General features: G+C 63.1%; 12 protein-coding genes. 11 read left to right on the forward strand and 1 reads right to left on the reverse strand.

Annotation, left to right across the window (positions count from 1 at the left end):
* Positions 1 to 7 precede the first annotated feature (7 nt).
* From BLP10_RS04265 to BLP10_RS04290, 6 genes are all read left to right on the forward strand, one after another.
* The gene (locus BLP10_RS04265) at positions 8 to 1057 is read left to right on the forward strand and encodes a sensor histidine kinase (RefSeq protein ID WP_091130600.1); all 1050 of its coding nucleotides are present in this window, start codon (positions 8 to 10) and stop codon (positions 1055 to 1057) included.
* 49 nt (positions 1058 to 1106) lie between these two features.
* Positions 1107 to 3200: a sensor histidine kinase gene (locus BLP10_RS04270; protein ID WP_175493775.1), complete on the forward strand. Its 2094-nt coding sequence runs from the start codon at positions 1107 to 1109 to the stop codon at positions 3198 to 3200.
* Positions 3201 to 3290: 90 nt separating this feature from the next.
* The gene (locus BLP10_RS04275) at positions 3291 to 4583 is read left to right on the forward strand and encodes an amidase (protein WP_091132019.1); all 1293 of its coding nucleotides are present in this window, start codon (positions 3291 to 3293) and stop codon (positions 4581 to 4583) included.
* A gap of 85 nt (positions 4584 to 4668) precedes the next feature.
* On the forward strand, positions 4669 to 5064 hold the full coding sequence (locus tag BLP10_RS04280) for a YbaN family protein (protein WP_091130612.1): 396 nt from the start codon (positions 4669 to 4671) through the stop codon (positions 5062 to 5064).
* Between the two features lie 316 nt (positions 5065 to 5380).
* Positions 5381 to 6973, forward strand: a complete 1593-nt coding sequence (locus BLP10_RS04285) for an isocitrate lyase (protein ID WP_091130618.1) — start codon at positions 5381 to 5383, stop codon at positions 6971 to 6973.
* A 192-nt stretch (positions 6974 to 7165) separates the two neighbouring features.
* Entirely contained in the window at positions 7166 to 7540 is a 375-nt protein-coding gene (locus tag BLP10_RS04290; RefSeq protein WP_244510391.1) for a hypothetical protein, read from the forward strand.
* A 6-nt stretch (positions 7541 to 7546) separates the two neighbouring features.
* On the opposite strand, the gene BLP10_RS04295 is transcribed toward BLP10_RS04290, so the two are convergent.
* Positions 7547 to 8521 (reverse strand): sugar-binding transcriptional regulator, encoded by a 975-nt coding sequence (locus BLP10_RS04295; protein WP_091132023.1) that lies wholly within the window; start codon positions 8519 to 8521, stop codon positions 7547 to 7549.
* A 219-nt stretch (positions 8522 to 8740) separates the two neighbouring features.
* On the opposite strand from BLP10_RS04295, the gene BLP10_RS04300 reads away from it, so the two are divergent.
* The 5 genes from BLP10_RS04300 to BLP10_RS04320 all read left to right on the forward strand — a co-directional run bounded on the left by BLP10_RS04300 (position 8741) and on the right by BLP10_RS04320 (position 14521).
* On the forward strand, positions 8741 to 9727 hold the full coding sequence (locus BLP10_RS04300) for an ABC transporter substrate-binding protein (protein WP_091130620.1): 987 nt from the start codon (positions 8741 to 8743) through the stop codon (positions 9725 to 9727).
* Positions 9728 to 9874: 147 nt separating this feature from the next.
* The gene (locus BLP10_RS04305) at positions 9875 to 11488 is read left to right on the forward strand and encodes an ABC transporter permease (RefSeq protein WP_244510416.1); all 1614 of its coding nucleotides are present in this window, start codon (positions 9875 to 9877) and stop codon (positions 11486 to 11488) included.
* On the forward strand, positions 11476 to 12558 hold the full coding sequence (locus BLP10_RS04310; protein ID WP_091130624.1) for an ABC transporter ATP-binding protein: 1083 nt from the start codon (positions 11476 to 11478) through the stop codon (positions 12556 to 12558). Before BLP10_RS04305 ends, BLP10_RS04310 begins: the two co-directional genes overlap by 13 nt.
* On the forward strand, positions 12555 to 13724 hold the full coding sequence (locus BLP10_RS04315) for an MBL fold metallo-hydrolase (RefSeq protein WP_342025918.1): 1170 nt from the start codon (positions 12555 to 12557) through the stop codon (positions 13722 to 13724). The genes BLP10_RS04310 and BLP10_RS04315 overlap by 4 nt, the downstream gene beginning before the upstream one ends.
* A complete protein-coding gene (locus BLP10_RS04320) occupies positions 13721 to 14521 on the forward strand; it encodes a 5'/3'-nucleotidase SurE (RefSeq protein WP_091130629.1) in 801 nt (266 codons plus the stop codon). Before BLP10_RS04315 ends, BLP10_RS04320 begins: the two co-directional genes overlap by 4 nt.
* Positions 14522 to 14559: the final 38 nt, after the last annotated feature.

Consider the following 14559-nt stretch of genomic DNA (forward strand, 5'->3'; position numbering starts at 1 on the left):
GGCGTTCATGAATCGGCCGGCCGCTCTCCAATCCAGCCGGGTGCTGCGCATTCTCTTTCTGGAGGACAGCGCGCTCGATGCCGAGCTGGTGACCGAGGCCCTGTTCTCGGCGGGTCTCTCCATCAAGGTCGAACGGGTCGTCACGGAAGAAGAGTTCGTCAATTCTCTTCGCGACGACGCATGGGACCTCGTGCTTGCCGATTATCTCCTTCCCGGGTTCGACGGGCTGAACGCCCTCGCCCTAGTCCGGGAGCGCTATCCCGAACTGCCCGTCGTATTCGTTTCCGGAGCGCTTGGCGAAGAGGTCGCTGTCGAGGCGCTCAAGCGCGGTGCGACGGATTACGTGCTCAAGGACAGGCTTGAGCGGTTGCCCGTCACGATCCTGCGCGCCCTCGCCGAGGCGCGCGAGCGGACAGAAAAGCATCAGGCCCAGGATGCTCTTCAGAAACTCCTCGACGATCGGACCGCGCTTCTGCACGAGCTCGATCACCGGGTGAAGAACAACCTGCAGCTTCTCCTCTCCCTGGTCGGCATTGAGCTCCGACACGCCGAGGATGAGACGACGACTCGGGTGCTGGAGCGTATGCGGGGACGTCTACAGGCGCTCGGCGCAGCTCATCGGGATCTTTATGACGGGCAGGGCTCATCCCGCTTCGAAGCCGGTAATTTCGCGCGTGGCCTGTGCCAGGAGCTGACGGCTGCCCTCGGCGGCGTGAAGATCATACCCGAGTTCGATATCGAGGACATTGAGGTGGAAGCCGCCAAGGCCGCGCCCATGGCTCTCCTGTTCAACGAGATCGTCGTGAATGCTCTCACGCATGCCTATCGGGAGCGCCATGGCAAGCTGATGCTCGCCATGCGCGTGCGCGACGGCAAACTGCTCTTTCAGCTCTCGGACGATGTCTTCAGTCCTGAGGAAAAGCGTGCTGCGAAGGAAGGGGCTTCCGGCACCGTGCTGAAAGGGTTGGCCCGTCAGCTCGATGCGAATGTGGAATGGCCGGACGATGAGCCGCGCATTCTCGTGCGCGTCCTCATGCCGGTTCACGAAGTCGGCTGACATGAACGATCCAGGACCCAACGCATCGGCCGCGACAATAAATCCAAGTTTGCCCGTCAGCCCTCGCACGTCGTTGCGTCAGTTGCTCTGGGCGCTCGTGTTCGCGCTTACCCTGCCTGCCATCCTGATTGCCGCCGCAGGGCTCTATTCGGGCTATCGTGCCGAGCAGGAAACCATGGACCTGCGTCTCCAGGAGACGGTGCGGGCCATGAGCCTGTCCCTCGACCGGGAGATCGAGAAGAGCGAGGTGGTGATGCGAATGCTTGCCCTCTCGCCCTATATCGCCGATGGCAATTTCAGTGCCTTCCACCGGCAGGCGCAGGAAGCGGGCATCCCCAAACCGTCCTGGGTGTCCCTCGTCACGCCGGAGGGCGAAGTGCTTCTCAGCACGCGCGTCCCATACGGCTCGGAATTGCCGGATAGTGTTCGACAGACGAGCCTGTTGAAGGTGCTGGAAACCCGTACGACGCACCTCTCCGATCTCTTCAACGGCTCCATCACGGGGCAGCCCCTGATCACGCTGGATGTTCCCGTCATCCTCGATGAGAAGGTGGCGTATATTCTTTCCGCATCCATCAGCCCGAACATCTTTCAGAAGCTCATCGCGGATCAACGCATCGCTTCAAACTGGAACGCTGCCGTGCTCGATCGCAGCGGGCGCGTCGTCGCCCGCTCACGCATGCCGGAGAGGTTCGTCGGTCAGCTCGGTAATCCCATCATTCGCGATGCGATCAATTCGAATCCTGAAGGCCATGTTCAGAGCGTGACGCTGGAGGGCGTTCCGGTCCGTGCCTATTTCAGCAAATCGGCTGTCTACGGCTGGTCGTTCGTCATCAGCGTGCCTTCCACGGAGCTGTCGGCGTCTTTCAAACGCTCCCTGTTCTGGCTCGTGATTCTGGCCGGGTGCATCCTCATGGGGGTTGCTCTCGCGGCCGTTCTCTCCCGCCTGATCGCCAAGCCTGTCGATCAGCTTGTGGCCCAGGCGCATGCGCTCGGTGCGGGCCAGGAGGTGCTCGGGGCGAGCACCCATGTGCTCGAATTCGACACGATCCAGAAGGCCCTGACGGATGCAGCCGCAAATGTCCGGGAGCAGGAGAGAAACCGTGAAGAGGTTCTGACACGCGTCGCCGAGAGCGAGGCGCGGCTGCGACTGGCGCTCAATGCCGGTCACCTGGGCTCCTGGGAATACACCCCCTCGACCGGCATCTTCGTGACCTCGCCGCAATGCCGCGCCAATTTCGGCCGCGGGCCCGACCAGCCGTTCTCCTATGACGATCTGATCGCCGCCATCCATCCCGACGACCGTGCCCGGCAAGCCGAAGCCGTTGTCCGAACCCTCAAAAACCGGGTGGATCTGCAGGTGGAATATCGTGCCATCTGGCCGGATCAGAGCGAGCACTGGATTCGCATCAGCGGGCAGGTGCGCGTGGCCCCGGACGGCCATCTGTCTCTTGTCGGCGTCTCGCAGGACATCACGGAGCAGAAGCTGGCGGACGAGCGCCAGGGTATCATGCTCCATGAGCTGAACCACCGGGTGAAGAACACGCTCGCCACCGTGCAATCCGTAGCGTCCATGACGCGCCGCTCCGCCGACCAGGGCGATCCGGCAGCGTGGGATGCGTTTCTCGGACGCGTGCAGGGCCTTGCCAAGACGCACGATCTTCTCACCGCCACGCAATGGCAGGGCGCCCTGCTGAAGGATGTGCTCAAGAACGAGCTGGAGCCCTATCAGGATGCCTTGAACCAGCGCATCCGCCTGCGCGGCCCGGAGATCAACCTGCAGCCGAGCGCCGTGCTGGCCTTGGGGCTTGCCGTCCACGAGCTGGCCACCAATGCATCAAAATACGGGAGCCTTACCTCGCCCGAAGGCAAGGTGCATGTCATGTGGGCGCTGGCGTCCGCCCTGAACCCGCCGGTGCTGATCGTGGAATGGGTCGAGAGCGGGGGGCCGCCCGTAACGCCGCCCCAGCGGCAGGGCTTCGGCACCAAGCTCATCCAGCGTGGCCTCGCGCAGCAGCTCGGCGGCGAGATCAAGCTCAACTTCCATCCGGATGGCGTCCGCTGCGTGATCACCTTCCCCATCAAGAACGTGATGGTCGAGATCGACGAGACGGACGAGAGCGTCGAGCGTTATGCGTCCTGACACAGGTTTGAAGCGGCAGCAGGCGTCTTGACACTTCCGTGTTGCCCCTGATGAGTGGCAGACTCATGTCGGTTTGCTATGGGGGCTTCCATGATGACGGTGCGGGACAAGCTCGAAATGATTCTGGCCCGGCTGACGGCGCGGGAGGAAGACGAGCGGGTTTTCACGACGCTCTATCCGGCGGCAGCGCGGGCCGCCGCCGATGCTGCCGATGCGCGCCGGCAGGCCGGTGTATCGCTGGGGCCCCTGGACGGTTCCCTCATCTCCATCAAGGATCTGTTCGATGTCGCGGGCGAGGCGACAGTCGCAGGCTCCGTCGTGCTGCGCGATGCAGCACCCGCCGAACAGGATGCCGCCATCGTCCGCCGTCTCCGCCAGGCCGGGGCGGTGATCCTGGGCAAAACCAGCATGGTGGAGTTCGCCTTCTCCGGCCTTGGCCTCAATCCCCATTTCGGCACGCCCGGCAACGCGACGGATCCCTTGCGGATCCCTGGCGGTTCGTCGTCCGGCGCAGGCGTTGCCGTAGCGGAGGGAACCTCGGAAATTTCCATTGGCAGCGACACGGGCGGATCGGTGCGGATTCCGGCTGCGCTCAACGGTGTCGTCGGCTTCAAGCCGACCGCGAAGCGCGTGCCGCTCGATGGCGCTTTTCCGCTCTCGCCCAGCCTGGATTCCATCGGCCCGCTCGCCCGCTCCGTGCAGGACTGCGCGTTCGCGGATGCCGTGATGGCCGGTGAGGAGCCGTATCGGCTGCAGCCCTATCCGCTGGCCGGTTTGCGGATCGGCGTTCCTCGCGGGCGTTTGTTCACGCGCAGCGAGGCCATGGTGGAGGAAGCCTTCGAGAGAACCCTGAGCCGCTTGTCCAAAGCCGGGGCGACGATCATCGACCATTCCATCGACGATCTGCTGGTGGCGATGCGCGAGACGACGGCGCAATCGTCCATCGCATCCATCGAAGCCGCCGAAATTCATGCGGATTGGCTGACGAGTCGGTCCGACGAGATCGACCCGCGTGTTCATTACTGGCTCGCCCGCAGCAGTGCCGTTCCGGCCCATGTTTACCTGCGCATGATGCGCTGCCGTCGCGCGCTGTTGCAGGACATGGATCAGCGTCTCGCGCCCATCGATGTCATGGCTCTCCCCACGACCGCGATCACCGCGCCTCTCATCGCGCCGCTGGAGGCGGACGAGACGCTGTACAACGAGACGGATGCCCTGATCCTGCGCAATACGCAGGTGGCCAATCAGTTCGATCTCACGGCGGTGTCGGTGCCCGTGCCGGATTGCGAGCGGCCCGTCGGTTTCATGCTCATGGCGCGGCATGGAGATGATCGTCGCCTTTTCAGCATTGCGGCAAGCGTGGAGCAGGAACTCCTGAGCTGATCGGCGAGGGGCCTGGAGGGGACTTGGCGGCACGATTCCGGAAGGAGGGCGTTTCCTTCTCTCCGGATCGCAGACGGGATTGGTGATGAAGCGGAGGTTCTATCTTGCACTCGGCTATGCGAGCCTCGCGCTCGGCATTCTGGGGATCGCGCTGCCAGTCCTGCCGACGACGCCTTTCATCATCCTGGCCGCCTGGTGCTTCACCCGGTCGAACCCGGCTCTCGCCGTCTGGCTTTATAGCCATCCCCGCTTCGGAATGTTTCTGACCACTTGGCGCGACCAGCGGGCCATCGCCCCCCGCGCCAAGGTTTACGCGCTCCTGGTCATGGCGGGGTCCTATGCCCTTACCGTGTGGCTGACATCGAACCCCTATCTGCCCTTTATCCTCGGCGCCGTCATGGGAGGTGTCGGTCTTTACATCGCCACCCGCCCGACGCCACGGAGCGAGGCAGGAAGGATACGTGGGCGGCTGGACCTGTAGGATCTTTACATCTTGCCCCAATCGGCTTTTCCGGCCTTCCGGTCTGCATGAAGACGATGCCGTATAGATACCATTTCGCTCTTCAAACCATAGACTTAAGGTGTAGCCTTTTCTTCACGCCGACGATCTAAACCGCTGCGCCCCGAAATTATCCAGCAAAATCAAAGGCAAGCTGGACCGCATGATTTGTGAATAATTTACAGATTAACACTAGGTGTTTTGTAAGGGTTCACACCTGGACCTTAACTCGCCTTACCGGCCCCGAACGCAGCCGCTACTTCCTCGTTCAACTTGTCCAAAAGCGAGGATTACGAACGTGGCTTACCAAGATCAGATCGCACAGGCTCAACGCATCATCGAGACCGCCCGGACCTGGGACGGCATCAATCCGGAATCGGTCGCCCGCATGCGCCTGCAGAACCGTTTTCAGAGCGGCCTCGACATCGCGCGCTACACCGCGAAGATCATGCGTGAGGACATGGCGGCCTACGACGCCGATCCTTCCCTCTACACCCAATCTCTCGGCTGCTGGCACGGCTTCATCGGCCAGCAGAAGATGATCTCGATCAAGAAGCATTTCGGATCCACCAAGGGCCGCTATCTCTATCTCTCCGGCTGGATGGTCGCGGCGCTCCGTTCCGAGTTCGGCCCGCTGCCCGATCAGTCGATGCACGAGAAGACCAGCGTTCCCGCGCTAATCGAGGAGCTCTACACGTTCCTGCGTCAGGCCGATGCCCGCGAGCTGGGTATGCTGTTCCGCGATCTCGATGCAGCGCGGACGAGCGGCAACCAGATCAAGGAAAAGGAAATCCTCAACGCCATCGACAATCACCAGACGCACATCGTGCCGATCATCGCCGACATCGATGCCGGTTTCGGCAACGCGGAGGCCACTTATCTTCTCGCCAAGAAGATGATCGAGGCCGGCGCCTGCTGCCTCCAGATCGAGAACCAGGTGTCGGACGAAAAGCAGTGCGGCCACCAGGACGGCAAGGTCACTGTTCCGCACGAAGACTTCCTCGCCAAGATCCGCGCCGTGCGCTACGCCTTCCTCGAACTCGGCGTCGACGACGGGCTCATCGTGGCGCGCACGGATTCTCTGGGCGCCGGTCTCACCAAGCAGATCGCCATCAGCCGCGAGCCCGGCGATATCGGCGACCTCTACAACAGCTTCCTCGATTGCGAGGAGATCACGCCCGAGAACTGCGTCAACGGCGACGTGGTGATCAACCGCAACGGCAAGCTCCTGCGCCCGAAGCGGCTGGCGAGCAACCTGTTCCAGTTCCGTCCCGGCACGGGCGAGGACCGCTGCGTGCTCGACTGCATCACCGCGCTCCAGAACGGCGCCGATCTTCTCTGGATCGAGACCGAGAAGCCGCATATCGAGCAGATCGCCGGCATGGTGGACCGCGTCCGCGAAGTCTTCCCGAACGCGAAGCTCGTCTACAACAACTCGCCGTCCTTCAACTGGACGCTCAATTTCCGCCAGCAGGTTTTCGATGCTTGGGAGAAAGCGGGCAAGGATATGTCGCAGTACGACCGCGCAAAGCTCATGAGCGTGGATTACGACGAGACGGATCTGGCGAAGGAAGCCGACGAGCGCATCCGCACCTTCCAGGCGGACAGCTCCAGGCGCGCCGGCATCTTCCACCACCTCATCACCCTGCCGACCTATCACACGGCGGCTCTGTCGACCGACAATCTCGCCAGGGAGTATTTCGGCGAGCAGGGCATGCTGGGCTATGTCCGCAACGTGCAGCGCCAGGAAATCCGCCAGGGCATCGCCTGCGTGAAGCACCAGAACATGGCAGGCTCCGACATCGGCGACGACCATAAGGAATATTTCTCGGGCGAGGCCGCTTTGAAGGCTGGCGGCACGCACAACACCATGAATCAGTTCGCAGCCTAAAACCTGCGCGGGCCTGAACAGCCACCGGTAAGAGCGGGTTGCAACAGCAATCCGCTCTTTCTCGTTAAGCCTGACGGAAAACGGCAAGGCGCCCGGCCTGCCGAATATTCCTTGTTCTACCTGGGAGAATATCGCACATTCGACATAGGCGAGAGCTGTCGCCATGGAGCCCGTTTCGAGGAGAGGAAACCCGTGAAACCGTCGAGTTCGAGTGATCTGAAGCAGGTTCTGGCCAAGGCGATCTACACGCTTCCGACACCCACCGACCTGAAGCTGGTGGCGCAGCGTTTCGTCGATCATGCCGTCGAGCCGCGCCTTTCAGGCTCCGACGTGATCGCTCTCGTGCAGGAACTCGGCTATTCCGACCTCGACAGCTTCTGCCGCGACGTGGGCCTCCCCGATCACATCATCGACCGGTGGAAGCGCTTCGGCATCTCGGCGGAGATGGGGCAGATCTTCGCATTTCTGGCCCTGCAGCGCAGGCGCGTGCGCGATGCCGTGGACGAGTTCGAGGCCACCCGGCATGTGGGCCTCGACGAATTCTTCCGCGATCGCGGACTGATCTGAAGACCCTCAATCCTCCTTGAGAAGCGAGGCGGCCGTCTCGCTGTCGGTAATCAGCACCTGGACCGAGACGGCCTTCAGGGCTGCGCGGATCGCCTCGACCTTGTGCCCGCCGCCTGCTGCGAGCACCACGTTCGGGATCTTGCTGACGGCATCGAGGCCGATGGCCATGACCTGGCGGTTGATGTCGTGGTCGACGAGGCGTCCGTCAGACGTCACGAAGAAACAGAGAAGATTGGCGACGGCCCCCTGCCTGCGCAGCGGTTCGATGAGGTCGGTCGGCACGATGCCGTGCCGGAAAATCGTCGCCTCCGGCGACACGTCGCCGACCGTGAGCAGGGCGATGTCGGCACTTTCGGCCCGCGCCCGGGCGAATTGCAGGGTCGGCTGCGCCCAGAGGCGATCCCGCAACTCGGGATCGTCCACGATCACCGGCGCCGTGATCTGATAGCTGTCCGCGCCGAGAGCTTCCGCCACCTTCACGGCGACGATGGATGGATTGATCCATTGCGAATGCGGCAGGCTGCCGACGAGAGCCGCGACCGTCGCATCCTTGAGCTGTCTCCGCGGCAGGAACGCAAGGCTGGCATAGAGGGTCGCGCCACCGCCAATGGCGAGCGTCGCACCGTCCTCCATCTGTTCGGCCACGTAGGATGCAACCGCATGGCCGATGGATTTCTCGAGGCTTCTCTCATCGCTGGGGGTCGGCACCACGATGGCCGTGGACAGGCCCCATCGCTTCTCGAGTTCTCTCTCCAGACGGATCTGCCCGGCGGTCGGCGTATTGATGGTCGTCGTGACGATGCCGTCTTCGATGCACGAGGCGAGGGTGCGCATGACTTTCACGCGCGTGACACCAAGCTTTTCCGCAATCTGCTCCTGAGTGAAGCCTTCAACGTAATAAAGCCATGCAGTTTTAACGGCCAGATCGGAGGATGCGAGCGGCCGCCGGACCTCTTCGCCCTTCTTCTTCGGTGCTGACATTCCCCTGCGTTCCTTCCGAATATTCGTGATAAGGTTGCGATGATGCCTTGAGATATCGGCCATTTCACGAAGTTTTGTTCATTTGTTATTGACACTGAACAAATGCACAATATCGTTCTTCCCTAATGTCATCAATCGGTGACATCACAATGAATAAGAAATGCCGGATCGACGGGGCACTCACGTCCAGCCGATATCGTGTAACATCTGGAGGAAGTCATGATTCAATCCCTGAAAGGTCTGCGACTGGCACCCTTGGCCCTCGCTGCGAGCCTCATCGCCTCTGCCGCACAGGCCGAAACCCTGATGCTCTATACCTCCCAGCCGGAAGCGGATGCTTCGAAGACCGTCGAAGAATTCCGCAAAGCCAATCCGGGCGTCGAGGTTCAGGTCTACCGCTCCGGTACGAGCGATATCCTCAGCAAGCTCGCGGCCGAATTCGCCGCCGGCGCTCCCCAGCCTGACGTGCTCTTCATCGCCGATGCGGTGAGCATGGAGCTCCTGAAGAAGGACGGCCGCCTGGCCGCCTACAAGGAAGCGAAGACGGACGGTTTCCCGGCCGAGAGCTATGATGCCGACAAGACCTATTTCGGCAGCAAGCTGATCACCACCGGCATCGCCTACAACACGGGCGCCGCCGAGAAGCCGAAGCACTGGTCGGACCTGACCGCTCCCGCTTACAAGGGCATGCTCGTGATGCCGAGCCCGCTCTATTCCGGCGCCGCCGCCTACCAGCTTTCGGGCTTCGCCGCGAAGCCGGAACTCGGCTGGAGCTACTTCGAGAAGCTCAAGGCCAACGACACCATCGCGGTTCGCGGCAACGGCGCGGTGCTGAAATCCGTGGCCAGCGGTGAGAAGCCTTACGGCATCCTCGTCGACTTCATGGCGCTCAACGCCAAGGCCAAGGGTTCGCCCATCGAGTTCGTGTTCCCGGAGGAGGGCGTTCCCGCCGTGACCGAGCCGGTGGCGATCATGTCCACCGCCAAGAATCCGGAAGCTGCGAAGAAGTTCATCGACTTCATTCTGTCCGACGCCGGCCAGAAGCTCGCGCTGTCGCAGGGCTATCTGCCCGCCAAGGAGAGCGTCGGCCGTCCGTCATGGCTGCCCGCAGACGCCAAGATCAAGATCATGCCGATCGACATCAAGGCCGTCCTCCAGCGGACAGAGGAAGACAAGAGCAAGTTCTCGAAGCTCTTCGGCGGCTAAGGAGCCCATTCGATGGCCGTATCGATCAGTCGCGTTCCGGGAAGATCCGATTTCCACATGCAGGCTCCCGCCAAAAAGGGACTGCCGTCGGAAAAAATTCTGACAGGACTTGTCGTCGCAATCGTCGTCATCCTGTCGATCCTTCCCATGCTTCGTCTGGTGCAGGAAATTCTTGCGCCGGGCGGGCGACTGTCGATTGCGGCCGTCGAAGCCGGGTTGTCGAATCCCTCGACGTGGACCGCAACCTGGAATTCTCTCGTGGTCGGTTTCGGAGGCACCATTCTCGCGGTGCTCTTCGGAACCGCCGTAGCGATTCTCGTTTCCCTCACCGACGTTCGCGGACGCAGCGCTTTCGTGCTCTGCTTCGTGACGCCGCTGATGATCGCGCCGCAGGTCACGGCGCTGGCATGGCTGCAGCTGTTCGGGCCCGCGAGCCCGCTGCTGAAGCTGATCGGCTTGGCCCCGCCGCTGGGCACTCGCAACCCGCTCTACTCGGCGCAGGGCATCATTCTGCTGCTCGGCATTCAATACGGGCCGCTGGTGTTCCTCATGGTGCGCGCAGGCCTGCGCAAGCTCCCACGTGAGCTGGTGGAAGCGGGTCTTGCCGGAGGCGCAGGCCGCTGGACGGTGCTCCGCACCATCGTCCTGCCATTGATGACGCCGTCCATCATCGGCGCATCCGCGCTCGTGTTCGTCTCCTGCGTCGGCAATTTCGGCATTCCTGCCTTCCTCGGCATTCCGGCGAATTATCTCGTCCTGCCGACGCTCATCTATCAACGCCTTGCCGGCGCCGGTCCTTCCGTGCTGGCGGAGGTGGCGTTCCTCTCCGTGCTGATCGGCGCCATCGCCATGGCGGGCATCGTCGCGCAGGACATCATCAGCCGCCGCCGCGACTACCGGATCTCGACCACGTCGCTTCCCGTCGAGCCCTTCGAGCTCGGGCGCTATCGCGTGCTCGCCGAAACGATCATGTGGCTGATTGTCTGCGCCATCCTGGTGCTGCCGCTGCTGGGATTGTTCCTGACGTCGCTCGTGCCGGGCTATGGCATTCCGCTGTCGCTCAAGACCGCGACGCTCTCCAACTATTCCTTCGTGCTGTTCGATCACGCCGCCGCCAAGAGCGCGTTCCTCAACAGCTCGGTTCTGTCCGTCACGGCCGCCGTCTTCGCCGTGCTGGTGGCAGTTCCGCTCGGCTATTTCATCGCCTGGCGAGTGTCCTGGTGGACCAAGATCCTGAACCTCACCGTGGAGATGCCTTACGCATTGCCGGGCGTGGTGCTGGCGATCGCGGCGCTGCTTCTGTTCCTCAAGCCGATCCCGCTGATCAACCTGCAGATCTACAACACGGTCTGGATCATTCTGTACGCCTATCTCGCGCGTTTCATGGTCTTGGCCCTGCGCCCGACGGTCAGCGGTTTCCACCAGATCGACCGCTCGCTGGAAGAGGCCGCGCAGGTGGCCGGCGCCGGCTTTATGATGCGGCTTCGCACGATCATCTTCCCGCTCGTGGCCCCGGTGGCTGTTGCAGGTGGATTGCTGATCTTCATGACGGCGCTGAGCGAGCTGACGGTTTCCGCGCTGCTGTGGTCCTCGGGCTCGGAGACCATCGGCGTCGTCATCTTCTCCTTCGAGCAGGGCGGTGATTCCAGCTACGCGGCGGCCATCTCGATGATGACTGTGGCGCTCACCTTCCTGGTGATGCTCGCATCCAATTTCCTCGCACCTCATTTGCCGAACGGAGTCCTCCCATGGCGGGATTAACCATCGACCAGGTCAGCAAACGCTTCGGCGAGCATGAGGCACTGTCAAACGTGTCCATCGACGTTGCCGACGGAGAGTTCCTGGCGGTTCTCGGCCCCTCCGGGTGCGGCAAGACCACCTTGCTGCGCATGGTGGCGGGTTTCGAGAAGGTCTCGGGCGGACGCATCGTCATCGGCGGGCAGACCATGTCGTCCGCCGAGCACAGCCTTCCTCCCGAGAAGCGCAAGGTCGGCATCGTGTTCCAGAACTACGCGCTGTGGCCGCACATGACCGTTGCGGAAAATGTCGGCTATAGCCTGAAGGTGGCGAAGGTTGGCCGCGCCGAGCGCGACCGTCGCGTGACCGAGGCTCTGTCCCTCGTCAATCTCAACGGCTTCGGCGACCGGCGTCCGGCCAATCTCTCCGGCGGCCAACGCCAGCGCGTCGCGCTTGCGCGCTGCCTTGTCTCCGCGCCGTCGCTCGTTCTCTTCGACGAGCCGCTCGCCAATCTCGACGTTCACCTGCGCGCCTCGATGGAGGATGAGTTCGCCGATTTCCACAAGCGCACAGGAACCACCATCGTCTACATCACGCACGATCAGGCCGAGGCCATGGCGCTCGCGGATCGCATCGCGGTCATGGACAAGGGCAAGCTCGCGCAGCTTGCGCCTCCGCGCGAGCTATATCGTGAGCCGGCGAACGAAATGGTCGCCTCCTTCATCTCGCAGGGCATCATTCTGCCCGCCGACGTGCTGACGGCTGCGGAATCCGGACATTGCCGCGTACGCGTGCTGGGGCAGGAGGTGGTGGTTCGCTGCCGTCCCGACGAGCGCCCGCGCGCCGGCGCGAAGCTGTGCTGCCGCTCGCCTGAGCTGGAGGCTGTCGGCGCGCATGAGGAGGGCATCCCGGTTGCCATCAAGCGCGTCGTCTATCAAGGCGGGAGCGCCCGGGTCGAGCTGTCGCCGGTCGAGCGCCCGGATCTCAACCTGCATATCGAGCAGGCCGATCCGGTGACGCTGGAAGCGGGCGTGGAAGCGCGCGTGCGCATCAAGAGCGGCTGGGTCATTCCAGAGGCGGGGAACGCCTCATGATGCAGGTCGACCTTCATGGCGGCTTCGGCGAGAAGGGACGCACGAGCGTCGCGCTCCGCTCCACGGGCAGCCATATCCTTCTCGATGTGGGGATCAAGGTAGGCGCTTCGGGGCGCGAGTACTATCCCGCCATCGAGAGGGACATCGAGACGATCGATGCTCTGCTTCTGTCCCATGCGCATGAGGATCATGTCGGCGCGCTGTCATGGCTGCTCGCGAAAGGCTATCGCGGGCCGATCTTCATGACGGAGGAAACCCGGGATGAAGCGCCGGCAACGCTCGCGCATTATGCGGATGCGGCGCAACTGGAGCAGTTTCCCTTCCCGAGCGGTCAAGTCGAACTGTTCAGCCCTGGCGATACGCTGACCATCGGCGATTTCACCATCCGGACCGGACGTTCGGGCCATGTGGTCGGCGGCGTGTGGTTCGCGGTCGAGAACGGGCAGGCGAATGTGGTGTATTCCGCCGACATTCTGCCGGACAGCCGCGTGTTCGTGATGGACCCCCTGCCGCCCTGCGACCTCCTGATCCTCGATGCGTCCTACGGCGCCGATCCGGTATCCGGCGGCGCGCGCGCCGACGCGATTGCCACCTGGGTCGCCGAGCATCCGAAAGGATGCCTGCTGCCGACCCCCTTGTTCGGCCGCTCCCTCGAGCTTCTGGCGGTCATGCCGAAGCGCTTCGCCATTCATGCCAGCATGCGTCAGGCCCTGGCGGTTCAAATCGCGGCAGCCGGTGCCCTGTACCCCAAGGCTGTCGAGCGGTTGAAGCAGCAGCTTGCCGCGGCCATCGACTGGAACGACGGCGATCCTCTGCCGGATTGCCCGCTTCTCGCCGATGATGGCATGGGAACCGCGGGTCCTTCCGCGACGCTGATCCCGCTCGCGGATGCAAGCAATTACCCGGTGCTGCTGACAGGGCATCTGCCGGCGTCGTCGCCCGGCGACCTGCTCCATCGTGCCGGGCGCGCGGACTGGATCCGCATGCCGACCCATCCGACCCTGTCGGGCAACATGGAGATCTGGCGCAAGTGCGGCGAGCCGCAGGTCCTCGGCCATTCCTGCACTCCGCCCATGCTCGATGAATTGAAATCCCACATTCCGTCCCTGCGTGCCGATGCGCGCACCGGCCAGAGCCTGACCCTTCTTGAAGGAAAGATCGTATGAGAATCCTCGTCTGCAACGATGATGGCGTGGAAGCGCCGGGCATCGCCTTTCTGGCCGAGGTTGCTCGCAAGCTCTCCGACGACGTGTGGGTCGTGGCTCCCGACGGGAAGCGCACGGCGGGAAGCTCGTCTCTGACGATTGCGCGCCCGCTGACCATGAAGCGTCTGTCCGAGCGGCGGTATTCCTGTTCCGGCACCCCCGCTGACAGTGTCGTGACGGCGATGACGTGGCTCTTCAAGGACGGCAAGCGTCCGGATCTCGTGCTGGCAGGCGTCAACGACGGCCGCAACGTGGCTGAGGACCTTGCTTATTCCGGCACCCTCGGCATCGCCCGGGAGGCGACCTTCTGGGGCATTCCGGCCATCGGCTTTTCGCGCGTCAAGAATCCCCGGATCACGGATCAGGACGTGCCGTGGCTGTCCGACCTGATCCGCGGCCTCTGGCAGAACCGGGAGAGTTGGGCCACCGAAGGGCATTTCCTGAGCATCAACCTGCCCATGGACCTGCCCGCGCCGATCCTCCAGCCGAGGATTGGCCGGGACAAGATCGGCAATGCGGCCGAGGTGGTCTCGTCCGAGGGCGACACGACCGTCATCGTGGTTCCGCGCGGGCGGCCCCACAGCACGACGCCAGGAGACGAGAACGAGGCCATCGACAGCGGCCACGTCACCATCAACCGCCTGAACTGGTTCGGCGAAGCACCGATGCCGACGGATCTTTTGTCAGCGCTTTCCGTTGCGTCATTCGAGCGCGAGGAGCCTCGGACGGCGAAGGAGCCGGCCTCGGAGCAAGCGTAGCCCTCGGATCGCGCTACGCTGGCTCGAGCAGCCGGAAA

Origin of the sequence: Microvirga guangxiensis (genome assembly GCF_900102135.1) — a bacterium.
In the GTDB taxonomy this organism is placed as follows: Bacteria; Pseudomonadota; Alphaproteobacteria; order Rhizobiales; family Beijerinckiaceae; genus Microvirga; species Microvirga guangxiensis.